This window comes from Psychrobacter halodurans (assembly GCF_017498075.1).
Taxonomy (GTDB): domain Bacteria; phylum Pseudomonadota; class Gammaproteobacteria; order Pseudomonadales; family Moraxellaceae; genus Psychrobacter; species Psychrobacter celer.
Genome location: NZ_JAGBKN010000003.1, coordinates 70,063 through 96,580, shown reverse-complemented (window position 1 = coordinate 96,580; position 26,518 = coordinate 70,063). Strand labels below are relative to the sequence as shown.

Annotated in this window: 21 protein-coding genes; 12 read left to right on the top strand and 9 right to left on the bottom strand. The window is 48.2% G+C overall.

Translation table 11 applies throughout. From position 1 onward, the window contains the following. The first annotated feature begins 598 nt into the window (after nt 1-598). Nucleotides 599-988, top strand: a complete 390-nt coding sequence (locus tag J3491_RS02425; RefSeq protein ID WP_100749228.1) for an SCP2 sterol-binding domain-containing protein — start codon at nt 599-601, stop codon at nt 986-988. Between the two features lie 173 nt (nt 989-1,161). Here the strand turns inward: J3491_RS02425 and J3491_RS02420 are convergent, their stop codons facing one another. Beyond that, nucleotides 1,162-2,133 (bottom strand): hypothetical protein, encoded by a 972-nt coding sequence (locus J3491_RS02420; RefSeq protein ID WP_075101088.1) that lies wholly within the window; start codon nt 2,131-2,133, stop codon nt 1,162-1,164. A gap of 453 nt (nt 2,134-2,586) precedes the next feature. Between J3491_RS02420 and J3491_RS02415 the strand changes: the two genes are divergently transcribed. The 3 genes from J3491_RS02415 (at nt 2,587) to J3491_RS02405 (ending at nt 4,965) form a co-directional block, all read left to right on the top strand. Next, nucleotides 2,587-3,822 carry a lipoprotein-releasing ABC transporter permease subunit gene (locus J3491_RS02415; RefSeq protein WP_207969086.1) on the top strand — a complete coding sequence of 412 codons (1,236 nt, stop codon included), beginning with the start codon at nt 2,587-2,589 and terminating at the stop codon, nt 3,820-3,822. 64 nt (nt 3,823-3,886) lie between these two features. Beyond that, complete coding sequence (lolD, locus tag J3491_RS02410; protein ID WP_075101090.1) at nt 3,887-4,567, top strand: lipoprotein-releasing ABC transporter ATP-binding protein LolD; 681 nt, start codon at nt 3,887-3,889, stop codon at nt 4,565-4,567. A 77-nt stretch (nt 4,568-4,644) separates the two neighbouring features. Then, nucleotides 4,645-4,965 carry a hypothetical protein gene (locus J3491_RS02405; protein ID WP_243456049.1) on the top strand — a complete coding sequence of 107 codons (321 nt, stop codon included), beginning with the start codon at nt 4,645-4,647 and terminating at the stop codon, nt 4,963-4,965. 73 nt (nt 4,966-5,038) lie between these two features. Here the strand turns inward: J3491_RS02405 and J3491_RS02400 are convergent, their stop codons facing one another. After that, complete coding sequence (locus J3491_RS02400; protein ID WP_241900650.1) at nt 5,039-5,620, bottom strand: DUF2062 domain-containing protein; 582 nt, start codon at nt 5,618-5,620, stop codon at nt 5,039-5,041. A gap of 236 nt (nt 5,621-5,856) precedes the next feature. On the opposite strand from J3491_RS02400, the gene J3491_RS02395 reads away from it, so the two are divergent. From J3491_RS02395 to J3491_RS02380, 4 genes are all read left to right on the top strand, one after another. Next, nucleotides 5,857-8,850, top strand: coding sequence for a ComEC/Rec2 family competence protein (locus J3491_RS02395; RefSeq protein ID WP_341534370.1), 2,994 nt, complete (start codon nt 5,857-5,859; stop codon nt 8,848-8,850). A gap of 255 nt (nt 8,851-9,105) precedes the next feature. Then, entirely contained in the window at nt 9,106-10,161 is a 1,056-nt protein-coding gene (gene sppA, locus J3491_RS02390) for a signal peptide peptidase SppA (RefSeq protein WP_207969085.1), read from the top strand. Between the two features lie 169 nt (nt 10,162-10,330). Continuing rightward, complete coding sequence (locus J3491_RS02385; protein WP_207969084.1) at nt 10,331-11,236, top strand: alpha/beta fold hydrolase; 906 nt, start codon at nt 10,331-10,333, stop codon at nt 11,234-11,236. Between the two features lie 224 nt (nt 11,237-11,460). Next, nucleotides 11,461-12,255 (top strand): CPBP family intramembrane glutamic endopeptidase, encoded by a 795-nt coding sequence (locus tag J3491_RS02380; RefSeq protein WP_241900652.1) that lies wholly within the window; start codon nt 11,461-11,463, stop codon nt 12,253-12,255. Nucleotides 12,256-12,345: 90 nt separating this feature from the next. On the opposite strand, the gene dusA is transcribed toward J3491_RS02380, so the two are convergent. From dusA to J3491_RS02365, 3 genes are all read right to left on the bottom strand, one after another. After that, nucleotides 12,346-13,317: a tRNA dihydrouridine(20/20a) synthase DusA gene (gene dusA / locus J3491_RS02375; RefSeq protein ID WP_207969083.1), complete on the bottom strand. Its 972-nt coding sequence runs from the start codon at nt 13,315-13,317 to the stop codon at nt 12,346-12,348. Nucleotides 13,318-13,500: 183 nt separating this feature from the next. After that, nucleotides 13,501-14,802, bottom strand: a complete 1,302-nt coding sequence (locus J3491_RS02370) for an MFS transporter (RefSeq protein WP_207969082.1) — start codon at nt 14,800-14,802, stop codon at nt 13,501-13,503. Between the two features lie 201 nt (nt 14,803-15,003). Continuing rightward, nucleotides 15,004-16,647 (bottom strand): phospholipase D family protein, encoded by a 1,644-nt coding sequence (locus J3491_RS02365; protein WP_207969081.1) that lies wholly within the window; start codon nt 16,645-16,647, stop codon nt 15,004-15,006. 529 nt (nt 16,648-17,176) lie between these two features. Here J3491_RS02365 and J3491_RS02360 point away from each other — a divergent pair. From J3491_RS02360 to J3491_RS02345, 4 genes are all read left to right on the top strand, one after another. Then, complete coding sequence (locus tag J3491_RS02360) at nt 17,177-18,466, top strand: O-succinylhomoserine sulfhydrylase (protein WP_207969080.1); 1,290 nt, start codon at nt 17,177-17,179, stop codon at nt 18,464-18,466. 94 nt (nt 18,467-18,560) lie between these two features. Continuing rightward, on the top strand, nt 18,561-18,890 hold the full coding sequence (locus J3491_RS02355) for a YbaB/EbfC family nucleoid-associated protein (RefSeq protein WP_075101100.1): 330 nt from the start codon (nt 18,561-18,563) through the stop codon (nt 18,888-18,890). Between the two features lie 182 nt (nt 18,891-19,072). After that, on the top strand, nt 19,073-19,666 hold the full coding sequence (gene recR, locus J3491_RS02350; RefSeq protein ID WP_075101236.1) for a recombination mediator RecR: 594 nt from the start codon (nt 19,073-19,075) through the stop codon (nt 19,664-19,666). A gap of 181 nt (nt 19,667-19,847) precedes the next feature. Further along, nucleotides 19,848-21,161, top strand: coding sequence for a ribonuclease D (locus J3491_RS02345; RefSeq protein ID WP_341534369.1), 1,314 nt, complete (start codon nt 19,848-19,850; stop codon nt 21,159-21,161). Between the two features lie 55 nt (nt 21,162-21,216). Here J3491_RS02345 and J3491_RS02340 read toward each other — a convergent pair whose 3' ends face one another. From J3491_RS02340 to gcvH, 4 genes are all read right to left on the bottom strand, one after another. Further along, on the bottom strand, nt 21,217-21,891 hold the full coding sequence (locus tag J3491_RS02340) for an esterase/lipase family protein (RefSeq protein ID WP_207969079.1): 675 nt from the start codon (nt 21,889-21,891) through the stop codon (nt 21,217-21,219). 161 nt (nt 21,892-22,052) lie between these two features. Continuing rightward, nucleotides 22,053-24,950: an aminomethyl-transferring glycine dehydrogenase gene (gene gcvP / locus J3491_RS02335; RefSeq protein ID WP_207969078.1), complete on the bottom strand. Its 2,898-nt coding sequence runs from the start codon at nt 24,948-24,950 to the stop codon at nt 22,053-22,055. 83 nt (nt 24,951-25,033) lie between these two features. After that, nucleotides 25,034-25,792, bottom strand: a complete 759-nt coding sequence (locus tag J3491_RS02330; RefSeq protein ID WP_100749236.1) for a nitroreductase family protein — start codon at nt 25,790-25,792, stop codon at nt 25,034-25,036. Between the two features lie 296 nt (nt 25,793-26,088). After that, nucleotides 26,089-26,469 (bottom strand): glycine cleavage system protein GcvH, encoded by a 381-nt coding sequence (gcvH, locus tag J3491_RS02325; protein WP_075101105.1) that lies wholly within the window; start codon nt 26,467-26,469, stop codon nt 26,089-26,091. Nucleotides 26,470-26,518 lie beyond the last annotated feature (49 nt).

The window sequence follows — 26,518 nt, the reverse complement described above, 5'->3', positions numbered from 1 at the left end:
AATGAGGCAAAGTATTTATCTTAATTATTACTAAAAACGCTGTACCAATGAAGATAGATACCAATATCCATAAGGTCCTAAAACCTACTGACCGTAGATGTATGCTAGCGGCGGCTGACAAAAAAACATGTTTAGGTAATGTTTAGTTAAAACTCCCGACTCTGTTTAAGGGTATTGTAACGCAATCCTAATCAAATATCATCACACTCATGCGCCAAAATACAAACTCTTTGGTAAAAATCTGAGCAAACAGCGGAAAATCACTGTGTCATTTGTGCATTTTATACCCAGTTTTACGACGATTCTAGAGAGCGTCTGCGACAAAAAATGCGGTGAATGACAGGAAAAAAACATCAACGATATCGCCGCAATTATCTTGTATCAAACCCACGATAGTTGCGACCATGCGATTTGAAGTGGGCAATATTTTTGTAACAATCTCGTCATATGCTGTCTAAATAGGTTTTACTTATCCGCCGCTCGGCCCTTATAATGTGGCTGAACACAATCGATAACCGCGCACCTTTGGTCGCCTAATCTAAGGTGTGCCCTCGTTATTGGTACGAGGCGCGTCTTAATAACAATTAAGGATAATAATATGGCAGTTTTTTTGACAGATAAATGGTTTGAGCAAGTAGAGCAAATGAGCAACGACGCGGGTGAGTTAAATCTGCCGCCTGCCTTGGCAAATATGGTGGTCAATCTAAAAGTGTCTGATGCTGAGCAAGATATCGAGGCCAATTTTGCCAATGGCCTACTGCACCGCGGCCTAAATGAGTCGGCGACAACGACCTTGCTGTTGGATCGTGATATTTTACAATCTATCATCACCGATTTTAATACCAATGAAATCATGGGGGCGTTTATGGCAGGCAAGATTCGTGTCGAAGGCGATATGTCACAGCTGATGGCTGTGCAGACCGCGCGTCCAAGTGCTGAGCAAAAAGAGCTGTATAATCGTATCAAGTCTATGACGACGATGGCGTAGATCTTATATTGAGTGGTTTGTACTCAAGCCATTGATATACAATTCACTCAGATATACAAAAGCCCCTAATTATAGGGGCTTTTTATTTGCTCAAACATTCAACTGTCATAACAGCGGGACAATCATCTGTTTATCGGACTACTGTCTTGTTTCATTAGGTTGTATCAATTTTATCAGCTGGCTTTAGACTGCGCCGACGCTTGCTGGTTTTCTTTATAGATGGCGGCTTGGAGCCAAACGTTTGCTTGCACATAGTCGTGAACAGCGATCGTGGCAGTCTCAGGGGTGTTGAGGGCAGCGATACGCACGACGAATGGGTCGGCATCTTGCTCACGCAGTATCACTACATCAAACAACAAAATGGATTTATCATTAAAAGTCGTTTCTTGCTTGCCGAGCACTTGACCTTGGCACCATGCCTCGTCCTCTTGGCCTAAGGTATCGCCAAATAAATACGCGCACATATGACCGAGGTTGATTTCGACAGGCGCCATCTGCTCTTTGGTCTCAGGTTGCCAGTTGCTGATTTGCTCTTGTAGGTCATCTGGGATTTGGCCGTCATTGGCAGCGACAATGTCATTAAAAGCACGGTGATAACGAATCGATTCTTGATCCTCTACCATCACCACTTCGTTTTGTTCGCTTAGCTGGATTTCGTGCGCCCATGCGCTAAAATTGACAAAATAACTGGTGTCTTGCTGATATAAATGGCGATTGGTGGTATAAAGTTGGTCAAAGGCATAAATGATACTGCCATCAGCCGTGCGTAAGCGCAAAACGGCGTCGTGCGAGTGATCGTTGGCAATGATACGCTCGATTTTACAATGCAGCCCGTATGGGCTATCGACGCAGGGGTAGGCGTTGATAAAGCATTCAGGCTTGCCATCTTTCATGGCCAGTACTTGATTGATGTGGCAAGGCTGGTCTTCTGAGAGCAGCAGACAGCTGTCTTTGGCGCTGATGTTGTTGTTTAGGCCTTTGGGCATCGCCGCATGTTCGATCATCTTCTGTAGCCACTCTGGGACGTCGTTGCTCATATCGTCTGTCAGAATACGCCAATGATCGGCATGGCCGGCTGATTGCTCGTCGCTCAAAGCGACTTTGGTGGGGGACTGGATGTTTTTATATTGGTAGTTGATGGTCATGAGATACTCAAAATTAAGTCAGCGTGGGGTTTGGACCTAAAGTGACGGGCTTATATACCAATGTATCATATCAAAATTGGGTGATGATAAGCTGCGACGTTTTAGCGAGAGGTCAACAAACCGCAATGAATGAGGGGTTAATGACAATTGTCTTTGGCATATAATATATAGGTATTGCCGCAAGCAATAGCAAGCCCCTCATAAAAAATAATAACAAAAGTGAGTTTTTTCGCAAAAAAAATGGGCAGTTTGTGCGAATGACTGGCACATATAAGACAAATTGTGTCAAACTAGCTCCCTTTTGACGGCTGCGTTTGGCTCGTCTGAAACCCTATTTTTGTGTTTGATTTATATGTGGGTATGGTCAGTGTTCTTAGAGAATAGAGCGCTGCGCCGCCACTTGTTTTTATAACATATATAGAGTCGCACGTAGATAAGATAAAGAGTTTGAATATGTTTCGTCCTTTAGCGTTATTTATCGGCTTACGTTACACCCGCGCAGAGCGTAGTAATCGCTTCATCTCCTTTATATCGCTGATATCCATGATTGGTTTGACGCTTGGCGTTGCGGTATTGATCACAGTGCTTTCGGTGATGAATGGCTTTGATCGTGAGCTCAAGACCCGTATTTTGGGTATGGTGCCGCAAGCCACGGTGGTGTCATCAGAGATTATTAGTGACTGGCAGGATCTGGCTTCTCAGATCAAAGAAGACCCTGAGGTCGCAGCAGTTGCGCCATTTATCCAGCTACAGGGGATGCTGACCTCAAACGGCCAAGTCGCGGGTATCATGGTTACAGGTGTCGAGCCTGAATACGAAAAAGACGTCTCTATCATCAATGAGCATATGGTTGAAGGCAGTATTGACACCTTACAAAGCGGCGAGTTTAATATCGTGTTGGGTGAGGAGATGGTGCAATCGCTCGGGCTGCAGCTGGGTGATAAAGTCACGCTGGTCTTGCCAGAAGCCTCTCCGTCGCCTGCTGGCGTGATTCCGCGGTTTAAGCGCTTTACCTTGACGGGGATATTTACCATCAGTCCAGAGGTCGACAGTCTGATGGCGTTTATCCCAATGGGCGATGGCGCCAAGCTGCTGCGTCTGCCAGAGGGCGCGCAGGGCGTGCGCATGAAGCTCGATGACATCTTTGCTGCCCCAATGGTAGCAGAAAAAGCGGCGGCTATCGCTCCTGAAAGGCTCTATCCCAGTGACTGGACACAGACGCATGGCAATTTGTTTGGTGCCATCCAGATGGAAAAAGCCATGGTCGGTTTGCTGCTGTTTTTGATCATCTTGGTCGCCGCGTTTAATATCGTCTCAAGCCTTGTGATGCTCGTCACTGACAAAAAAGCCGACATCGCGATTTTAAAGACTTTTGGCGCGTCACCACGTCTGATTACGCAGGTCTTTATGGTACAAGGTGTGGTGATCGGCTTTATCGGCACCATTGCTGGGACGGTATTGGGTATTATATTTGCCTTGACGGTCAGTGATATCTTGGGCTTTATCAATCAAAGCTTTGGGCTAAATCTATTTGATGCCTACTTTATCAATTATTTACCATCGCAGCTGCGTTTGACGGATGTGCTATTGATTACTACGGCCTCGTTTGTACTGAGCTTTTTGGCCACTATTTATCCAGCACGCCGTGCCGCTAAGATACAACCAGCGCAAACGCTGCGTTATGAGTGATAAACTTACCCAACTGTGCACGATATAAAATCAATAGCGATAGCAATAAAATAAAGGAAATACCATGTCTGCCATCTTAGAGGCAAAAAACATCAATAAAATATATGATGAAGGGGCGGTCAGTACCCAGGTATTGACAGGTCTGGATTTGACCGTCAATGCAGGCGAGCGTATCGCCATCGTTGGCACCAGTGGCTCAGGAAAAAGCACGTTGCTTCACTTACTGGGCGGTCTTGATACACCAACCAGTGGTGAGGTTTGGCTACATGGTAAGTTGCTCAATAGCATGAATGAGACTGAGCGCGGGGCGATGCGTAATGAGTACTTGGGATTTATTTACCAGTTTCATCACTTGTTAGCAGAGTTTACCGCGGTCGAAAACGTCGCTATGCCGCTGCTAATGCGCCCAAAAGTATCGACGACTGATGCTCGAGATCAAGCCATTGCGATACTAAAGAGTGTCGGTTTGGAGCACCGTTTGACGCACAGACCAGGTGAGCTATCAGGCGGTGAGCGTCAGCGAGTGGCGATTGCGCGTGCGCTGGTCACCAAGCCCTCACTGATCTTAGCCGATGAGCCAACGGGTAACTTGGACTATGACAACGCTCAGAGTATATTTGGGTTGTTATCAGAGTTACAAAACACCATGCAAACGGCACTACTAATGGTGACTCATGATCGCAGCCTAGCGGCACTGGCAGATCGTCAACTGCTACTACGTAACGGTCATTGGGAAGCCTACTAACGCCCTAGACAAGCTGATACAAAACCCCAATCACAAGCTGATCACTGACAGCGTTGCTTATAGTTAAAAAGGTGACTATGATGAATAAAGATGACGACCCAATCGCCGCGTTTGGTAGTGCCGAAGAAGGCAATGAGCCGTTGCAGCCGTATATTGATCCGGCGCTGTTTGATACCTTAGACAGACGAGCGCAAATAGAGATACTCACACCAATATTTGATGCGATTACCATCGCAGGCGTGGACTACGACCTAAAGGTACAAGACAGCGCCACAGGCAAGCGCTATGTACTGCTCAATGATGACAAAGTGATTGAGGTCTTTGTCATGGACAGTAATCTGACCGACAAGGTCAAAAACGCCATCGATGCGCACAAAGCGCGTGAAGGCGAGCTATAGCGCGACGGGCTTGCGAATGGGCTTGTTTTCGCGGTATTAGTAATAATAGAAGGACGGCATGACAGAGGCCGTATTAGGGTTTGTCATAAGGCGATTGGTCTGAGGCGTCTTGTTGCCGCTTTTGCCAACTAACGACGGTTTTGTAGCGCCAAATAGCCTTGAACGCCAGACCGCAAATAAGACTACTAACCACGGCCAATATCGTCAGGCCAAGACAAAAAGCGGTCAGTGATACCGTGCCTTTATAAGTGATAAAGGGGTTGGCACCGTCTGATAATGCCCATAAACTAAAATCAGCAATCATCCGACCGATCAGTCGCAGGCTGATCATGGGCACATCGATGATTTTGGCACCGATATAGTAGCCTGCATAAAATATCGGTAGGCTGGTCACAGGGTTGGTAATCCAAGTCAGGCCAAGCGCCATAGGGACGTTGGCACGAAAAATAAGCGAGCCGAGCAAGGCCAGCAGCATTTGCCCTGGCAAGGGAAAAAATGCACTGAGTACACCGATATAGACCGCCTTGTTTAAGCTATGGCGGTTAAAATGCCATAGACGTGCGTCAGCCAGCTGCGGGGCAAACAGTTTTAAGGTACGGCTTTCTAGAATTTTTTCTGGTGTAGGGAGCAGGTCTTTGAGACGTTTTTGGGGCACAGGATCGCCTTTCATCGTTAACGACAGTCCGCTCAAGCGCATTGATGGACTGAGATAAAGTAGTATTAATAATAAAAATCAGGCTAAAAGTTTTATTAGAATATAAAGGCTAACAATGTGAGATCATCCTTAGCGCAATATAGTCAATTAGTATAGGGTAATAGTCGTATAAATGCTATTGCATGACGTGTCAGTCGTGATGGGTTTATGATCAAATCCTCGAGCAAGGAGTGCTGGTGTATTGGTTGGTAGGTGGTTTGATTATCGTCGTGATGATGGGGGTGCTGGCTGTTGCAGATAGTATGCCAAGCGTCTCATCACTGGTTGATGCCATTAATCCTTCAGTATTAGCCCTCATACTAGTGGTAATGAGCCTTACGCTTATTATGCTCTCTCGCCTTTATACACCTGCCACTCCAGCCGCGCAATCAACGCCATTTTCTTCTCAGACCTCCTTGCAGTCACCTGTTATTGAGTTATCCATTACCAAACGCCTTTTGCTCATTGCCCGTCATATAGCGGTCGTGATACTGGCAGCGGGGCTAATAGGGGGCAGCGCGTTACAAGCACTAGTCAGTCATCAGCAAGCGGAGTCGAGCAAAATCACTGAGCCACTACGCGTGCAAGCATTGGTGACAATCGAAGGTATCAGCGATAGTGTTTTGGATGCAGCTGCAGACACTGGCTATCGGCAGATGGCAATCATCATCCACCTCTCGCCTTTGGTCTCTGAGCTGACACCGCAAGATTTGGATAATATCACCGCCAGCCAATTAGCAGGTATACAATCACATAACAATGAAAATAGCCTAAGTATTAACAGCAATTCAATCAATCTTGATACGCTGCACACTGATAGGCATCGCATATTGCTCAGTGCTTATCCTCGATCTTCGCGTCAGCCTGAGGCGGCCAAGCAGTTTGCCAATCTCTCTCAGCTAAAACCAGGGGAGACGCGGTGGATGAGCTTGGCGCTGTCTCCATTGGCGACAGCCGAGCAGGCAACCAGTAGTCCCTCTGGCTTTGACAGCTATCGCTGGTTGCGCGGTCGTCATATCGATGGAGTGGCGCGTGTCTTGGCGACAGCGACGCAGCCTGTCAGTACTGCTGATGATACAGAGCGGCTTGTAGCATCATCTTCTCTCTCTCATCTGTCGCGCGTGCGTACGTATATCGATCGCGGGCGTTGGCAGCTGCGCCAGCATTTTTATCAAGGCTGGCATGTGCTTACTGGCGATGAGCAACAAGCAAAGGCGGTTACGCTCAGCTTGCTGACAGGGGATAGGAGTCTTATCAATCGCGAGACCAAAGAGCTATACCAGCTGGCGGGCATCTCGCATTTACTGGCGATATCAGGCACCCACGTTTTGTTTTTGGCCATTGTGTTGGCAGGTGCAGCGGTGATGATGGTCAATCAGTTATATCCCGCCTTGTATCGTTACGTACCGCGCTGGCAAGTGCGCTGGTGGGTAATGATTGGCGCGGCTTTTGTTTATGCGCTATTTACTGGGTTTGATGTGCCTGCTGGTCGTACCGCCTGGATGCTATTTGCTATAGGGCTGATGCGCCTGAGCTTATTGCCTGTTAGTACCATGCGGGTATTACTGGCGCTGGCTGTTCTTATGGCGTGGTGCGATCCTTATGTATTATGGCAGGCAGGCTATTGGTTATCCTTTGTCGCAGTCGCGCTATTACTTAAGTATGAAGACAGATCACATCACCATCATACATTGGCCAGCACGCAGACAAACATACCATCGTCGCATCAGGATAAGGCTGGCGGCAGGCTATGGCTGCGGCAAGGATGGGGCGTAGCCAAACGCGTCTTTAAGTTACAGTTTTGGTTGTTTATTGCTTTATTGCCCATCACATTGCTACTCTTTGGCAAGGCCTCATTATGGGGTCTTATCATCAATATATTTGCCATCGGTTTATTCGGCTGGGTTATTGTACCGCTGAATTTGTTGGCAGGCTCGATTTATCTGCTATCACCGACGCTGGCAGATGGTCTATGGACGTTTGTCACCGCCATTATCCTGAGCTTGCATCAGCTAATCGGTTGGTTGACGACATTGCCTGCATTGTCTGCCGCGTGGTTGTACACACCCATCAACATGGCTATCGTGCTAATGATGGTATTGGTGATATTGCCTTGGCTGTTGCCACGAGGGTTCATCAGTCGCGGGTTAGCATTGCCGCCTTTGGTGCTGCTCATGATGACGGTTTATGCCAATCAGCAATCATTAATGGCTGTGCCGACTCTTTACTTATTGCCGACTGGCGATCAGTATATAAGCGCCAGCGTGCTGCAATACCCCATGACGGATGACAGTGGGGAGAGTGGTGAAGATGAAGTCAGTTGGTTGTTTTTGGCAGATCACAGACCAAGTGATGCACCGACCATGCCAAGTAGGCTTACCGCAGAAGCATTGTCTGCCACTGTGGCGCAGCAGCTGGGTAGCTTATCAATAAAGCACTTGCACGGTGTCGTGGTACAAAGTAGCAGCGCCGCTTTGGGTCAAAGACAAATCAATGATGATCCGCCAAAGGCCTTGCAGGCTTCTGCCTCTGAGTTGTTGCCTCTGACAGTGCTGCAGCTATCGCAGCATTTACCGACTTATCAGTACTGGCAAGCAGGGCGCATCGATCGATGGCCAGCCTTGCAAGCCGCTTATCAAGTCACTCATCCCACCGCGGCAAAGTCTTCTATCAGTGCGCAGCGCTGTGAGGAGGGCAAAACATGGCAATCGGCCAACAAGGAGCTGTCCATCACCGCGATGACAGGTTGGCGTCAGATAGAGGACGCTAGCGTGTGGGACTGTACGATAGCGATAGATCTTAGCGGTATAAAGAGTAGCCGTATGCCAATACAAGTGCTTAGGTATAACGCGGCTGCACCGCTCAAATCTTCTGCCGCTAGCGTGCAAGCATTTCTTGATCGATTAGCGGCTCAGCCATCTGACTCATCACCGCCGCAGCGCCATACACCGCCTGAACGCATCATCTTAAATGCCGATAGCCATGCACGAGTCTGGCAGTTATGGTCGCTGATGTGTACAGATGAGCGCGCAATGTCGGCACAGAGTAGGTGGCTCGGTCACAGCACGTCGTCTGTCACCGCCGATGTACTAGAGCGCCAGCGTGTCGGGGTAGTTATCACGCATGATGATAAAATATTGCCAGCCGCACTGCCCTTAGAGACAAGAGATACAAGTATGGCGTCACCCTAATAAAGATACCGCCATAAAAACAAGGTTTGGCTGATCAGTGTTACAATATGGTGATATTTCACCGTTATACTATATTTCACCGTTATACTATATTTCACAGTTATGCTATTGAACCATGCTAAAAATAGCACCATACTTAGCAGCACTATTCACAGCTAATATCAATGGATGACATCATGGGCAAAGTATCGCGGCCCATGTGTGCTTATATGCTGTTTTTTATCGTTTTAGATTGTTTCTGACTTAGGAAGTTATATGCCCAATTGGCCACCAGACCCTAACAAACGTCCTGATAATACCCCAAATCAGCCAACGCCAATACAGCAGCCAAGCCAACCAAGCGGGCAAGAATGGCGACTACTAGAAAATACTTTGTTGGCCAGTGTGGTCGAGCAGCGCCGCGCCCGTCGTTGGGGGATTTTCTTCAAGCTATTAACCTTTGGCTATATTTTACTGATATTTTTGACCTTGGGTCGTGGTTGCAGCAGCAAAACGCCAACGGGGCTCGAAGGTGTCGATACCAGTAAGCCGCATCTGGCTGTGGTCGAGCTACAAGGGGTCATTAGTAGTGGCGATGTGGCCAACGCGTATGACGTCAATGAAGCCCTGACCCGCGCCTTTGAAAACAGCAATGCCAAGGCGGTCGCCTTAGACATCAACTCGCCTGGTGGATCGCCCGTACAGTCTGATGAGATTTGGCAGACGATGATGAACTTGCGTCAAGAATATCCAGACAAAAAACTCTATGCCGTCATCGGTGATGTCGGTGCCTCAGGCGCTTATTATATCGCGTCTGCTGCTGATGAGATTTATGTCAATCCGTCAAGCCTCGTCGGCTCTATCGGGGTGATTATGCCAAGCTATAATATCGAAGGCTTGATGGATAAGTTTGGTGTCGAAGACCGTACCATCACCGCAGGCGAGTACAAAGATATTTTAAGCTTGTCACGCCCACTGACCGACTATGAAGAAAATCATGTCGAAAAAGTACTGGCCAACACTCATAAGCACTTTATCAACGCTGTAAAAGAAGGCCGCGGTGACCGTCTAAAAAACCCTGAACAAAACAAGCTGTTTTCAGGTCTTTTTTGGACAGGTGAGCAGTCCATTGAGTTGGGTTTGGCAGATAAAAAAGGCAGCATCGCCAGCTTAGAGAAGCAGTTAGAGCTAGATAATGTCGTCAACTATAGCCCAACCGATCCGTTCCAGCTATTTATGGACCGCTTTGCTGTTAAGTTGGGCGCTGGCGTGGGTTCGAGCATCGGCCTTGATGTGTTGCCACAATCAGAGGGTAACGCGCAGATGCGCTAAGTACTGTATGTTTCCATACGATTGTGTATGATGGGTGAGGCTGGGCGTATGCTCAGCCTCATTGGTATGTCACATTCATTATCTGTTGTACCAATGATAAGTCACATAAACCATATAAATAATATAAACCACATTGTCACATTTGATCAGGATCTGATGAGAGCTTGTTATGAATGATGAAATCAAATTGCAGACCTTTAGCGCCGCATTGCCCATCTCAAAAATAACTCAGAAGCCAGTGCTGCATTTTGCCCATGCCAATGGTATGCCAAGCGCGGTTTATCAGCCGTTTTTTGAGCATTTATCTGAGTTTTTTACCATTGAGTATATCGCCAGACTGGGCGATACTCCTGGCTATCCGGTGGATAATCATTGGCGCAGCCTGACGCAGCAGGTTATTGATAGCGTAAAAAATGCATGTGACAAGCATGGCGTAACTCAAGTGGTGGCAGTGGGTCACTCGCTTGGCGCGATGTGTACCTTGCAGGCGCTGTACCGTGCCCCTGAGTACTTCGCCCAAGCGGTGCTGATGGATCCGCCATGGATTTATGGCAAAACCAGTCTACTTTGGCATATGGCCAAAACAATAGACAGACTGCCGCTTATGAATAACCGCCTAATGGACGCATTGTCGCCTTCTGGAATATCGAAACGTCGCCGTGATGTTTGGGACAGCCGAGAGGAAGCCTACGAAAAAATGCGTCATAAAGGTTTTTTTAAGAATTTTGATGAGCGCAGCTTTCAGGGCTATATCGAGCATGGTTTGCACGAGCGCGCCGATGGCAAGGTGACACTGGCCATCCCCAAAGCCAGTGAGGTGGCGGTGTTTCGCACCAATCCTTCTTGGTATTGGCTGACGCCCAATCGTGGCCCTAAGGTACCTGTGACGTTGATTATCGGCGAGGATAGCTTGTTTTTAAAGCGCCGCTTTCCGCAGCAGGTTCAATCGCGGCTAGGCATTGCGTACCAGACCCATGCAGGCGGCCATATGTTCCCACTTGAGTACCCAGAGGCGGTCGCGCAGCACGTACTATCATTAATTGAGCAGCAATTAAAACCTAGCGGCGAAAATTAACCACCTACACCGCCCACGGCGGCAGATACAGGCTATAGTCGGTTCTCAATAAAACAGATACATTGTATGTCAACGTGGCACTGGTCTAAATTTTCCTTGGGAGCTGTGCCTGCGCTGCTCGATACTGCATAAAATTTATCTCAGTCCCACTGTATCGTTTTTATACTGAACTCACTATAGAAGCTCTAAATAGTTAGGCAGCTTGCTACTTTAAGTGACGATTTATGCAAAAAAACACGACCAGCGCCCATCAAACCTCTATCACAAAACACCCGCCGCTGTTTTCGCGTTTGGGCGCGTTTGTGCTGACGATAGGGATGGTGATGGCATTTTTTATCAGTCAGCTGTTAGGGGTTTATATCGCTGGTAAGTTGGTATTGCCTACTGGTAAAAGCGCCAGCATAGCCGATATTTTTTATTTTGGCAGTAATGATGGCACGGTCGTCAGCCTCTCTATCCTCATAGGCTGTGTCTTGCTAGTCGCTATGAGCGGTTTGCTGATTGGTATCAGGGGCGGCAACGTACGTCAGTATCTGGCACTAACACCGTTTTCACTCGCAGTCGGCATGGGTATGCTTGGGGTGTTATTGCTGTTTATGGTTGGCAGTCAGGCCTTGACGTATGTGTTGGGTGAGACGCCGCTGGTGTTTGTCGATCCGCTGTATCAGTCTGTCAGCTCGGTGTGGCTATTGGTGTTTGCGATGGTGATCGTCGCGCCTTTTTATGAGGAGCTGATATTTCGCGGGCTCCTGTGGTCGGCAATCGTTGAGCAGTTTACAGATACAGATAATTTATCACATTCATCGCCGCGCGGTGCAGTCGTTGCAAGCATCGTGACCAGTTTGATATTTGCGGTCATTCATGTGCAGTACGGCGTCTATGAGATCAGTACCATTGTGGTATTGGCATTGATATTTTGTTATGCGCGTTTTAAGTCAGGCTCGCTGCTGCTGCCGATACTACTACATATCATCAATAATGGCGCTGCTATGTGGCAGTATCTGGCGCAAGTGGCTTAAGTAGTAAATTATTAATTGCTAATTACTGCGCGAAACACCACATTACTTAAGTTCATGTGGTGTCAATCCATGTGGTCTTAATCAGTACGGCTATACATCAGGGTTGAGCACCAACACCTCATCAGCTGCCCGCTTGACATCGTCGAGCGTTAGCTGCGGCTTGCCGCTTAAGGCTTGTCGCCATTTACGCGCGCCCATTAGCCCTTGAAATAAACCCAGATAATGCCGCGTCATCGTAGGCAGGGCTTCGCCTTTAGCGATTTGTGTTTCTAGATAGGGGAGGAGCTGCGCCAAAATCTCTGAGCGCTTGGGCGTAGGCGCACCCCACAGACGATTGGCCTCTGCCAGCAGATAAGGGCTGTGATAAAACGCCCGCCCAATCATCACCCCATCGACGTGCTGCAAATGCGCCTCGATATCTTTGATGGTGTTGATACCACCATTGATCTCGATATCGAGCGTAGGGAAGTCTTGTTTGAGGCGGTACACATCGTCATAGCGCAGGGGCGGTATTTCACGGTTTTGTTTGGGGCTCAAGCCTTGTAGCCAAGCGGTACGTGCATGGACAATAAAGCGCGTACAACCAGCCGCTGCTACTGTCTCGACAAAGTTTACCATAAACTCATAACTGTCAAAATCATCAATACCGATACGGTGCTTGACGGTCACAGGAATATCAACCGCAGCCTGCATATGCTTGACCAAGTCAGCAACCGTCTTAGGCTCCGCCATCAGACAAGCGCCTATTTTATTGTGCTGCACACGATCGGATGGGCAGCCCACATTGATATTGACCTCATCATAGCCATACTGCTGGGCAAACTCAGCACACTGCGTCATCTCGCTATTGTCGGCGCCGCCCAGTTGCAACACCAACGGATGCTCAAGCGCATCAAAGCGCAGATGCCGATCGCGATTGCCATGGATTAATGCACCCGTGCTGATCATCTCAGTATAAAGATAAACATGCGGATTAAACAACCGCGCAAAGTAACGATAATCTGTCGTTGTCCAATCAATCATAGGGGCAACAGAGAGTCGTTTATTGCTCATATCAACCATAGGGGTGGGGCCTTAATAAAGAGTCGTTAAATGTGTAGGAGTGGCTAAATGTCTAAGCGTGGCTTGGTTTATGGGGGCTTAAGCACATAAAAAAAGTGTCATGCAGCTACCATGACACCGTATGTATCATCCATCATCTATAAAGCTAAGATATGACCGAGGCTGCGACCCATTAGGTCGAGATTAGATTACATGCTCAATCTTTTTAAACTCGGGCAAGTTGTAAAAATAAAGGCCCATGATGATACCGATAAAACCGATAAATGCAACGTAGAGAGCCGGAGAGAAACTCACTAGAGTCGTGGCATAGCCGAGCCCAAAAGGAATCGAGATACCGACGATGCCGTACGTGACATTATAACAAAGTGCCATACCAGTTAGGCGTACATTGGTCGGAAACAGCTGTACCAAGATAGCTGGCATCATGCCAATAATGCCTGAGCAAAAGCCTAAGAGGGCGTACATGATCAAGATATAATCGCCACCAGCGTCTAAATGATAAAAGAAAGCAAGAATCACGGCGATAAGTAGCGCGGAGCCTGCGGCAAGAATTTTACCAAAGTTTTGGTAGTTCGATAAAATCCCATAAAAAACACAGCCAAAAATCATAAACACAATGCCCAGACTGTGTGAAAACCCAAACAAATCCGCATCTAGGTTAAAGCGCAGCTTGATCAAGTCGGGCAGCAAAATGACAACGACGGTGGTGATGCTGGAGATGATTAAGGTCAAAATCATCCCAATAAAGACAGAGTGCTTGCAGTGCTTAGACAGCAGCGTCAAGGGTTTGGCGACATAGTTTGGTGGTTTTGATGCTAGCATGGCCGTAAAAAACGGCGTTTCACTGACCAAACGCCAGGCCAATAGCGGCAAAAAGCTCAGTATGGCTGCCACAAAAAACGGCAGTCGCCAGCCATAGTCGACCAATTGCTCAGTGGTCATAACGTTCGACAACCACATAAAAAACGCATTTGAAAACAACACACCCACAAAAAAACTGGCCGTGACATAACTACAAGCAACCGACAAATACTGACGGGGCACGTGCTCGGCCACAAATACCCAAGCCAAGGGCACATATAGGCCAAAAGCCATTCCTTGTATGAGCCGCAGCAGGATAAACAAAGCAGGTGATATCAGTCCCCACTGTGCATAGGTCGGCAAACAAGCCATGACTAGCAAACTGATGGCACTGACGAGCATACTGACGAGCAAAGTAAACTTACGCCCTTTGATATCTCCATAGCGTCCCAGCAAAACACCGCCGAATGGACGAGCAAGATAACCGACGGCAAACAGTCCTAACCCTTGTAGCCGAGCAACATTGGGATTGCTATTGACGGGGAACAGCGCCGACGCCACGATATCTGAGATATATAAATAAATCAAAAAATCAAAAAACGCGACGGCGCTACTAAAGCAAATAAACAATACCATGTTTCTATCTTTAGTAGACATCAGGGCATATTGAGAACGAGTAGGCATAGTAAATCACGCATCCACACCACAAGCTAATGTGGTCGTTAAGCCGATTATCCTCTAGATAATCCGCATGATAAAAACTGACACTTCCCGATAAAAAAGGGAAACGTCAAGACAGTCATATTCAGAGTGTTTCGCTTAAGTGTTTCGCTATTTTTGGCCCATTGAAATAATTATCGAGTGTATAAAAGCCCCGCCCGAGTACTACAATAACCAATCAATCGGCAACCAAGACATGATGGTCAGCCAGATATGGTCGCTCATGTCGACTCGCGGCTCTGAGTCGTACACTACCTTTTCGCCGTTTTCCATGGTGTGCCACTGCAGGCGACCGTTATCTAACAGCTTTACCTCATAAGCTTGATTGAGCAGGTCATCACTGAGCGCGCCATGCAGCTGTCTTGCCAGCTCGTCGTCGTTGATGATCACGCCCATCTCGGTATTGATATTGGCAGAGCGTGGGTCGACGTTATATGAGCCGATAAACACTTGATAGTCATCAACGGCAAAGGTTTTGGCATGGAGGCTGGTTGAGGATTGACTGCGGGCTTTCCATAGCTTGTTTTCACGCTTTTCTTCACCAGCGGTGGATTTGAGCTCATAGATTTTTACGCCTGAGCGCAGCAGCGCTGGCCGCCACTGGCTGTAGCCTGAGTGCACAGCGGTGACATCCGTTGCATCAAAAGAGTTGGTCAAGATTTTGATATCGATACCAGCATTGGCCAGCTGTACTAAGGTGTTGACGCCGTCTTTGGTCGGGACAAAATAAGATGAGATGATGGTCAGCTTTTTGGTCGGGCTGCCGAGCAGGGTACGCAGTTGATGCACCAAATTGGTATCGGCAGGGACGGCCTTGCTCAGCTTGCCGACATCATCACTCAAAAACTGCATGTCTGTCCAACGAAACGGCACCCGCTTGCTCACTAAGTCCTCATCTATGGTCGACTCTTCAATCGCTGCTTTATAGACGGTCAAGCTGCTATTGGCATGGTCTTTTTCATCTTGACCAATCTTGTCCAGCGCTGCCAAAAAATCAGTGGCTGCGCCATCGCCAAGGGTCGCGAGCGTTTCGATGTCAAACGACAGCGGCGACGACCAATAGCTGGCAAAACTATTATCAATATCGGCCACGACTTTGCCGATGAGCAAGACATCCAGATCAGCAAACTGGCTATTTTGATCGTTACTTAGGTATTCATTGCCGATATTACGTCCACCGATGATGGTAATCTGCTTATCAAAGGTCATACTCTTATTGTGCATGCGCCGATTGATTCTAGGCAGGCCTGTGACGTAGTTTAGGGTTTGAAACTTACGGTGCATCAAGGGGTTGATGATGCGTACCGCGATATTTGGATGACTGGCAAAGCGCAATAAATGCTGATCAAATTCAGCATCGTTATTAAAATCATCAAGTAGCAAGCGCACGATTACCCCGCGCTCAGCCGCTTCCCACAAGTCTTTGAGCATTAGCTGGCCGGCTTGGTCATTGTGCCAGATATAATACTGGGCATCGATGTTGCGGGTGGCCATACCCGTCAAGATGCTGCGAGAGGCAAAGGCATTGGCTCCAGTGACAATCGGGTGATAGCCTGATAAGTCTGGGTGGATATCGTTTTGTTCGCTGATGGCGGCGACCAAATCTGTTTGCTTGGCATTAGATGATAGTGTTTGCTCGGAGGGTTTGCTGTTTTTTGCTTGATACAGTGCATGGATGCGTGCAGACAGCGCTTGGCTTTCGGGCAGGTGCGGCTGCTTGGGTAGGCTCTGACAGGCGCTCAGTCCCAATGTCAGTCCGAGGGTTAGGCTCAGTGAGAAGTTGGCTGGATCTATACTAAACATCGACATGACGGATTTACCTTAATGAGCCTGTATTTACGGATTAAGTCGTTTGCTGGGTGTGGTCGGACAGCGACCTTATCGTTACGCTGTCTATGACCACAAAAAATAGAGGTTTTGAAATAATAGCATTGATTAGCAAATCGATAATAGTACTGCGTCAGGTAAAATCTGAGCTTAACTCGAAATCGACGCTAAGCTTAGCAGTTGTTGCTATATCTGCCTATTATAAATACGTTATTTTTGTTAAATGGCTCAGCGTGTTGTAGCGTCTCTCCAAGGTGATAGTGGGTCTGCTACGCGCTCGTATGCCGCTGGACTGAGTATGCAAAAATACGATTTAGCTGACCTTTGAAACCAGATGTTTGGAATAAGTTGACATGCTATGATAAGGCGGATAGGTAAGTTCGACAAAGATATGCCGTCACTTTACCAATCACCCCTTATTAATTTAAGGCGTGCCCTCATCAGCCCGTGCAGATGATAATCGACTGAGTGGAGGACACGCCCCAGTACTCACCAAGGCAATGGAAGATATATGAGTCAGTCGCACACGCAGGATGATAAAAAATTAAATACACTGGATCCAAACTGGCGCAGCGATGCGCTCGATTTAGGCCTTGATTATGGTATGCAAACCATCGCAGTACGAGCTGGGCACCATCGTACCGATGAAGGCGAGCATTCAGAGGCTATTTTTACCACCAGCTCCTATGTTTATGCGTCGGCCGTCGATGCTGCTGCGCACTTTAACGGTAGCAAAACAGGTAACGTGTACTCACGTCATACCAATCCCAGCGTGCGTACGTTTGAGCGGCGTTTGGCTGCGCTTGAGAATGGCGAGCGCGCGGTAGCCACCGCTTCAGGCATGGGCGCGATTTTGACCATGTGTTTGGCCTACCTAAAAGCAGGCGACCATCTGCTGGCGGCCAATCAGCTATTTGGCTCATCGATTGGATTGTTTAATAATTACATGACAAAGTTTGGGATCGAGGTCAGCTATGTCGATTGCTTCGATAATGACGCGTGGGCAAAAGCGGTGCAGCCAAACACCAAAGTGATATATTGCGAAAGCCCAAGTAATCCACTCGCGCAAATTTGTGATATTGGCTATTTAAGCGAGCTGTGTAAAGCCAATGGTATATTACTTGTCGTTGATAATTGCTTTGCGACGCCGGCGCTGCAGCGGCCATTAGATTTGGGCGCGGATGTAGTGATTCACTCGGCGACCAAGTATCTAGACGGTCAGGGCCGAGTGTTGGGCGGCGCGCTGGTCGGTAGTGATAAGCTGATGCAAGATGCCTTTACCGTGGTGCGCTCAGGCGGTATCAGTATGAGCCCGTTCAACGCGTGGGTCTTTACCAAAGGGCTTGAGACACTAAAGCTGCGTATGCAGGCGCACTGCCAAAACGCCAATCAAGTGGCAGAGTTTTTGGCCAATCATCCCAATGTTAGCACCGTGCATTTTTCAGGCTTAAGCGATCATCCCGCTCATGCGCTTGCCACGCAGCAACATCATATGCAAGGTGGCTACGGCGCTATTATGGGGTTTGAGGTGCAGCCGCAAGCCCGCTCTGATGCGGGTATCAGGGATGCAAAAGCAGCTGCTTGGCATGTGATAGACGCCACTCAAATGCTCTCTATCACCAATAATCTGGGCGATGCCAAAACCACCATCACTCATCCTGCCACCACCACCCATTTTCGCCTGAGCGCTGAGGCGCGCGCAGAAGCGGGTGTCAAAGACAGTCTCATTCGTTTGTCGGTTGGGCTGGAGGACGTGGCAGATATCATCAAAGATTTGGCGCGCGGCTTAGACAGTTTGTAAAGATAACGGTATAATCACCGTCAACGCATAAACGTGACGTGATGAAAACCGACGCATTACGTTACGTATTTCCATAAAATACCAAGAGGCGATTATGAATATTCAAGCATTGATGCAACAAGCACAAACGATGCAAAAGAAAGTCGAAGCAAACGTTGAAAACGCCAAAAAAGAGCTGGCTAACAAAGAAGTACAAGCAGAAGCGGGCAGTGGTCTGGTCAAAGTCACCATGACTGGTCGTCACGTGGTCAAGCGTTTGACCATCGATCCTAGCTTATTAGAAGACGAGCCAGATATGATCGAAGACCTCATCGCTGCTGCGATCAATGATGCAGTACGTCAAGCCGACGAGCTATATGAGCAAACCATGGCGAGCGCGACCTCAGGCATGGGTCTACCACCAGGTATGCAAGGCTTGTTTTAAACAGCTCAAGGGCAGGCTAAGCAAAGCAAGTATCTGGCATGGTTTTAAAAAAACATGTGAAATATAAAGCCTTTAGCCGCCAAAAACAGCACGCTGAACACAAAAATGGGGTTGTTATCGACACGATACGACCCCATTTTTATAGCTACGATTTATACATGAAGTTAAAAAAGGAAGACACTTTGCTGACAGCCAAATTCGATCAGCTGGTCAAACAGCTGCGTATCTTGCCAGGCGTGGGACAAAAAAGCGCCCAACGTATGGCGCTCCATTTGCTGACCAAAAAACGCCCGCAAGGCATGGCGCTCGCGCAAGCCCTGGATGAAGCAATGCGAGATATCGTTGAGTGCCAGCGCTGCCATAGCTTCAGTGATGAGGCGATTTGTCCATTATGCCAAGATCCGAGGCGTGATGATGGGCTGTTATGCGTGGTCGAAACCGCCGCCGATGTGATGGCGATAGAGCAAACGGCAGGTTACCGTGGTCGTTATTTTGTCTTAGGTGGCCATCTGTCACCACTAGACGGCATCAGTGCTGATGATTTAAACATCGATCAGCTGGTGTGGCGGGTCAAGCAGGAGCCAGTGGCAGAGCTGATACTGGCGACGGGTACCACGGTCGAAGGCCAGACCACCGCGCACTTTATCAGTGAGGCGGTCAACCGTCATGTCAGTAAAATCACCCGTTTGGCGCAAGGCGTACCGATGGGCGGCGAGCTTGAGTACCTCGATAGTATGACCCTCGGGCAAGCCATGCAAAACCGCTCGTTTTTATAGTTTTTTTGTCACTGCGGTGCCATTCAGGCTTTTTTTGTGAGACAGAACGCGGCTTGTGCCCATTTTAGGGTATGAAGTTGTTATAATTACAGGCTGGCAAGTTTTATTATTGTGCTTACTTTTCACTATCGTAAAACGCACTTGGCGTTTTATTCTCTCTTATCTATGCAGGTATCTGCCCGTGTCCAACCATATCTCAACCGCTGTTACTCCATCCAATCATTCAAAGCCTGCGGCTACCGCTGACGAGCCGGCGATGCCAGTCAATACCGGCGCAGGGTCAGTAGATCTGCCGCCTGAGCCTGACATCGATGCTTTATTAGACATCGCTGAAGACGCCGATGTGACATGGGTACGTGAGCAAGAGGGTTTGGCTGAAGTGATAGAGGCATTGGCGACGTGCGGGCGCGTGGCGTTAGATACCGAGTTTATCAAGCGTGATACCTACTATCCGCGTTTGGCTTTGGTGCAGCTCAACACAGGCGATCATATCTATCTATTAGACGCACCGCGACTACAATTGGACGAGTTTTGGCAAGCGCTGATGAAAGTGGATGTGGCGATTTGGCATGCCTGCGGCGAAGATTTGGGTATTTTTTATCTGTTGTCTGGCTGTCCGCCTCTCACCAATATCTTTGATACGCAAATTGCGCTGTCATATTTGACGGGTCAATTACAAATGGGTTATCAGCAAGCGCTTGATGACCAGTTAGACATGCATATCGATAAAGAACAAAGCCAGTCTGACTGGCTGCAGCGTCCGCTATCAGATGAGCAAGAGCAGTATGCGATTGATGACGTACGGTTTTTGCCCGCGCTTTATCTAAGTCTTGAATACGAGCTAAAAAAGCAAGGTCTCTTTGACTATGTATGGGAGGATTGTCAGCTTTATGCCAGTGACTTGTATGACGCGCAGCATGTGGCCGACGATGAGATGTATCTAACGATGGCGGATTATCGTTATACCTCTGAGCAAATGGCGATACTACAGGCGGTGGCGACATGGCGCGAGGAGCTGGCGCGGGCGACCAATCAGCCGCGTACCTTTGTGATAAAAAAACAAGCGGTGCGTGAAATCATTACCGAAAAGCCCAGCAGCATGCGCGAGCTTGCGCACAAAACCACCATGCACCGCAGTATGCTACGGCTCTATGGTGAAGAGCTGCTCAAGGTAATTAAGGAAGCCAAAAACCTGCATCCTGCTGAGCATCCTGCCTGCTTGCTACCGCCATATCGCTCTAAAAACAAAGTCCTATCAAAAGCGGTGCAGCAAGCGATCGATACGCACGCAGAAAAAATCGGTGTGCCTGCCAATGTCTTGATGCGCAAAAAATGGCTGGCGCAGCTCTATGAAATCATTGCCTTTGATAAAGACCTTACCGAGCTGCCAGAAGGCTTAAAAGGCTGGCGCAATGAGTGGGTGATGCAAACCTTGATACCGGTGATTAAAGGGCATAAAACCGAGCTACAGCAGGGTATGGGTATAAAAGCTTAAGATAATCTCATCTATGAGGTTTGGTTAGGCTTAGTGTTTTTAATGTCGAGCATTTTTAGCGTTTAAACTGTCCATGTCGTAAAAAATATTGGGTCTGCTCGGCGACCGCTTTGTCGACCAGCATCCCTGTGTGCGAGACGGGAAGGACGATGTGGTCAGTTGCGGCCTCTATTTTAGTTTCTTCTATATATACCGTGCCATCGTGTAGCAGATATTCTGCTGATGGTATGTTATCTGCCTGCCGAAGTTTGCGATTATGATACTGCAAAAATAACTGCCCTAAGCCATAAGGACGATTACCGGCAATCACGCCTAAGGTAATATGCTCCGGTAACGGTGCGACGGTTCCATCTAGTGCATCGATGTAAGAGCGTCCCACCACAGCTGGGGTTAGGCGCCAAATATAATCTGCACAAACACTACCTAAATGCGGTGTCCCGAGCGTTATGCAACGCCCAATTTGCCATTGTGGATATTCAGCGACAAAATCACGAATAATCAAACCACCCAAACTATGACCGACCAAATCGATTGGCTCGTCAGGATAATGATGGTTTTCTAGCCAGTCATTTAATCGGGCACTATGAGTTTTGATGCCATCACGCATACTGCGATAGCCAAATTGATAAGTATCAAATCCTGCTACTTGTAAGCGTTTGGCCAATGGTCGCATAATCCAAGCGGTTTGGTGCAGACCATGGATGAGAATAACTCGGTTTTTTTGTGGCATGCTGACTTCCATTAAAAATGATATCTATTAAAAACGTACGGTTAACAACTTGATGATATGAATAGTATAGCGCTAAATATCTCAAGCCAAATAAAAACCTCCAAATCAGCTACTGACTTGGAGGTTTGTTTTTATATCAACTGTTTATAGTTGTTTGCAAACTACATATAGTTTTCGATGCTTGGGCAAGAGCACATAAGGTTTTTATCGCCATAGGCGTCATCGACACGTGCCACACTTGGCCAGAACTTATGAGCGCGGATGTACGGCAGTGGGAATGCAGCGGTATCACGGCTATATGGATGCGTCCATTCTTCACTGGTAATCATCGCGGCAGTGTGCGGCGCATTGACCAATGGATTGTCTTCTAATGTCCAACCATCTTCGCCAGCTTTGGCCTTCATAGCCTCAGCTTTGATAGATTTAAGTGCACTGATGAAGCGGTCCAGTTCCTCGACAGACTCAGACTCAGTTGGCTCAATCATCAACGTACCCGCAACTGGGAAACTCATCGTTGGTGAATGGAAGCCATAATCCATCAAACGCTTGGCGATATCGCTCTCAGTGATGCCAGTTTCTTCCTTCAATGGGCGAATATCGATGATACACTCGTGCGCAACGCGGCCGTTTTTGCCCGTATACAGAACAGGGTAGTGGTCTTGTAGCTGAGTGGCGACATAGTTGGCGTTTAAGAGCGCAAGCTCCGTGGCTTTTAGCAGACCATCGCGGCCCATCATGGTGATATACATCCAAGAGATGGGTAAGATACTCGCTGAGCCATAAGGCGCTGCCGATACCGCTGAGCAGTCTTTTTGTGCGTTGTGTACAGGGCTTAGCGTATGGTTGGCCATAAAGGGGGCTAAGTGCGCCTTCATGCCGATAGGGCCCATGCCAGGACCGCCGCCGCCATGCGGGATACAGAAAGTTTTGTGCAGGTTCATATGTAGTACGTCAGCACCGACATCAGCAGGCTGCATCATGCCGACCTGTGCGTTCATGTTGGCGCCATCCATATAGACCTGACCGCCATGCTTATGAATCAAGTCACAGATATGGCGGATGCCTTCTTCAAACACCCCGTGCGTCGATGGATAAGTAATCATCAACGCGCCTAGGCTTGCGCTATGCTCTTCACATTTTGCCGTCAAGTCCTCAATGTCTACGTTACCGTTTTCGTCAGTTTTGACGACGACGACTTTCATACCCATCATCATGGCCGTTGCAGGGTTGGTGCCGTGTGCCGACTGCGGGATCAGACACACATTACGCTCTGTTTCGCCCAATGATTCATGATAGCGGCGAATGGCAAGTAGGCCTGCGTATTCACCAGAAGCGCCTGAGTTTGGTTGCATCGATACATCGTCAAAGCCGGTGATGGCTTTTAGCTGATCTTGTAAGCTATCGATCATGGCGATATAGCCGGTGACTTGGCTGCGCGGTGCAAAGGGGTGCACGTTGGCAAATTCAGGCCAAGTAATCGGTAGCATCTCACTGGTGGCGTTTAGCTTCATGGTACAGCTGCCAAGTGAAATCATACTGCGGTTCATCGCCAAATCTTTGTCTTCTAGCGACTTTAGGTAGCGCAGCATTTCGTGCTCGGTGTGGTGCGAGTTAAACACCGGATGGGTCAGGATGTCATCGGTACGCAAGTGCGCGCTATCGAGTGACACGCGAGCTTCTGCTGGCAAGTCATGCGCTTTACTGACAAACAACTGCGTTAGCGCCTTAAAGTCTTGCGCGTCGCTGGTTTCACTAAAGGCCACGCTCAGCTTGGTCGTACCTAGACGCCATAAGTTGTAGCCGATGTTTTCTGCGTTTTCAAAGATTTGGGTGGCCAGATTTTCTGAGCCGCAATCGATGACCACGGTGTCAAAGAACTGCTCATGCACTACGGTTAGCTTGCTGTCAGCCGCGGATTTGATCACATCAGCAAAGGCAGTTGCAAACGCATGGATGCGAGTGGCGATACGTTTGACGCCGCCTGGACCATGATAAACCGCGTACATGCCCGCGAGGTTGGCGAGTAATACTTGTGAGGTACAGATGTTTGAGTTGGCTTTTTCGCGGCGGATGTGCTGCTCACGTGTCTGCAGTGCCATACGTAGCGCGGTATTGCCTTGCGAGTCTTTTGACACACCAATGATACGGCCAGGTGCTGAGCGCTTGGCTTTGTCAGAGAAAGCAAAATAGGCGGCGTGTGGACCACCAAAGCCCATTGGAATACCAAAGCGCTGGGTGCTACCAAGTGCCACATCTGCACCCATATCGGCTGGTGACTTTAACAACACCAAGCTCATGATGTCGCTGACGACGCTGACGTAGGTTTTGTTTTTCTTGACCGCGGCGATGACGTCGGTTAAGTCTTTTACATCGCCTTCAACACCGACGTATTGGAAAATCGCGCCAAAGTAGTCGCCTGATTTGGCGGTTTCAAAATCACCGACGATGACCTCCCAACCAAAGTACTTGGCACGAGTGTTGATGACATCTAGGGTCTGCGGATAGATGCGCTCATCCACAAAAAACTGGTTTGATTTGCTTTTGCTCACGCGCTTTGACATCGCCATCGCTTCTGCTGCGGCCGTCGCTTCATCAAGTAATGACGCGCCTGCCATCTCTAACCCTGTCAAGTCGATACATACTTGCTGGAAGTTAAGCAATGCTTCTAGGCGACCTTGAGCGATTTCTGCTTGATAAGGCGTATAAGCGGTGTACCAGCCTGGGTTTTCTAGCACGTTACGCTGAATGACTGCAGGCATACGTACTGGCGAGTAGCCTTGACCGATGTAGCTTTTGTTTACCGTAATGTCGTCTGCCATGGTGCGTAGCTTGGCAAGTGCAGCATGCTCACTCATCGCGACTGGTAGATCAAGCGCTTTGTGCAAGCGCACAGGCTCAGGCACGGTGTCGTTGATAAAGCTTGCCATATCTTGATAACCAACGGCGCTGAGCAAGTCAGCTTGTTTGGCATCGTTTGAGCCTAAATGACGATAGACAAATTCAGCTTCGTTAAATAATCCTTGGAAGGTATCAAACGTTGGGTTTTGAGAGATAGTCATGACATTCCTTGGTTAAGGGAGTGGTAAAGGAGATGGCTAAAATAACGGATATTAATAGCTAATATTAATAACTAATGACGGGTTTAGACGTAATGAACAAATTGAGCTTGATCAAAGCGAAACTGGGTGTTGTAAATACCATTGTCAGCGCGCTCGCCTGCGCCAATCATCATGACGATATGGTGGTCGTCGCTTAAACCTAATAGTCGCTTCATCGCAGGTTCATCAAAGCCGCCCATTGGACAGCTGTCAAAGCCATGTGCACGTAAAGCTAGCATCAGATTTTGGGCGGCAAGAGCGGTATTGTTGGTGGCCCAGTTTTTGGTGTCTTCAAAGGTATAGTAAGGCGACTTAATTGGCCCTTTGAGGCGTCTTGCGACCTGAGTTGCACCCCATTTGGCTACAGAGACGATGTTGGCAGGGCCACGCAAAAAGTCTAAAGTGACGATTTTGTTGTAGTAGTCTTTTACCTTTTTTGGGACAGGTTTATCAGGGTATTCACGCAATATCTGCTGGGCGTGGTCTTGCCATACGTCAGTACGCGCCACCACTGCAATGAGACGCGCTGAGGTTTTTGCCGCGTTTTGGTTCATGCAGTTTTTTATCGCACGTTTGCGTGTGTCTGCATCATCGATGACATAAAACTCCCACGGCTGCAGATTGCTTGAGTTGGGTGCCAGCATGGCCAGACGCAGACAGTCTGCCAGTACGGCATCTGGTATCGGTGTGTCAGTGAAACGACGCACCGAACGACGAGACTCTACGACGTCACAAAACGCCTGTAGCGTCGCTGTGCGATCGAGTGTGGCAATGCTGGTTTTTTTGTCATTGTCAGGGGTCATAAGAGAGTCCATGCTGAGGATTGAGTGACCCACTTGCGCATCATCAAAGCGGGGCTGGGGCTATAATTGCGAATCGCGTCCGCATCTAACAAGTAAATCGTCGCGATAAATCAGATTATTACCAATCAGAACCTATCAGATTGTTTAGCAGTCGTGTTTTTGCCGCTGTGTTTTTCAAAGCGGCTTAAAAACGGTCTAACAGTAGGATAAACAGATACCAGCTGCCGCCAGTATCCGCCGTGTTGCTTATATAAATTTAAACAAAGACTGAGTAGAAAGATATAAATCTGAGTAGATTACAGCTCGTTTTCGTACTCTTCAGCAGTCATCAATGCTTCGTAATCGGCGATGTTGTCCGGTTTGATTTTAAAGAACCAGCCTTCACCGTACGGGTCAGAGTTGATGATTTCTGGATCATCTTCTAGTGCTTCGTTGATCGCAACCACTTCACCTGAGATAGGCGCATAGACGTCAGAGGCTGCTTTTACAGACTCGACCACAGAGATTTCGTCGTCGACGGCGAGGATGTCGCCTACGTCTGGCAATTCGACAAATACCACGTCGCCGAGTAGGTCTTGAGCATGGTCAGTGATACCAACAGTGATCGTACCGTCTTCTTCTAAACGCAGCCACTCGTGACTGGCGATGTATTTTAGTTCTGCTGGGATGTTGCTCATGGGGTCTCTCCTAAGTGAGGATGGTGAATAAAATAATGGACGTTAATGA

Coding starts and splice junctions, on each gene's coding strand:
- J3491_RS02425 (WP_100749228.1), top strand. CDS start 599: ATGGCAGTTTTTTTGACAGATAAATGGTTTGAGCAAGTAGAGCAAATG.
- J3491_RS02420 (WP_075101088.1), bottom strand. CDS start 2,133: ATGACCATCAACTACCAATATAAAAACATCCAGTCCCCCACCAAAGTC.
- J3491_RS02415 (WP_207969086.1), top strand. CDS start 2,587: ATGTTTCGTCCTTTAGCGTTATTTATCGGCTTACGTTACACCCGCGCA.
- lolD (WP_075101090.1), top strand. CDS start 3,887: ATGTCTGCCATCTTAGAGGCAAAAAACATCAATAAAATATATGATGAA.
- J3491_RS02405 (WP_243456049.1), top strand. CDS start 4,645: ATGATGAATAAAGATGACGACCCAATCGCCGCGTTTGGTAGTGCCGAA.
- sppA (WP_207969085.1), top strand. CDS start 9,106: ATGCCCAATTGGCCACCAGACCCTAACAAACGTCCTGATAATACCCCA.
- J3491_RS02385 (WP_207969084.1), top strand. CDS start 10,331: ATGAATGATGAAATCAAATTGCAGACCTTTAGCGCCGCATTGCCCATC.
- J3491_RS02380 (WP_241900652.1), top strand. CDS start 11,461: ATGCAAAAAAACACGACCAGCGCCCATCAAACCTCTATCACAAAACAC.
- dusA (WP_207969083.1), bottom strand. CDS start 13,317: ATGGTTGATATGAGCAATAAACGACTCTCTGTTGCCCCTATGATTGAT.
- J3491_RS02370 (WP_207969082.1), bottom strand. CDS start 14,802: ATGCCTACTCGTTCTCAATATGCCCTGATGTCTACTAAAGATAGAAAC.
- J3491_RS02365 (WP_207969081.1), bottom strand. CDS start 16,647: ATGTCGATGTTTAGTATAGATCCAGCCAACTTCTCACTGAGCCTAACC.
- J3491_RS02360 (WP_207969080.1), top strand. CDS start 17,177: ATGAGTCAGTCGCACACGCAGGATGATAAAAAATTAAATACACTGGAT.
- J3491_RS02355 (WP_075101100.1), top strand. CDS start 18,561: ATGAATATTCAAGCATTGATGCAACAAGCACAAACGATGCAAAAGAAA.
- J3491_RS02340 (WP_207969079.1), bottom strand. CDS start 21,891: ATGCCACAAAAAAACCGAGTTATTCTCATCCATGGTCTGCACCAAACC.
- gcvP (WP_207969078.1), bottom strand. CDS start 24,950: ATGACTATCTCTCAAAACCCAACGTTTGATACCTTCCAAGGATTATTT.
- J3491_RS02330 (WP_100749236.1), bottom strand. CDS start 25,792: ATGACCCCTGACAATGACAAAAAAACCAGCATTGCCACACTCGATCGC.
- gcvH (WP_075101105.1), bottom strand. CDS start 26,469: ATGAGCAACATCCCAGCAGAACTAAAATACATCGCCAGTCACGAGTGG.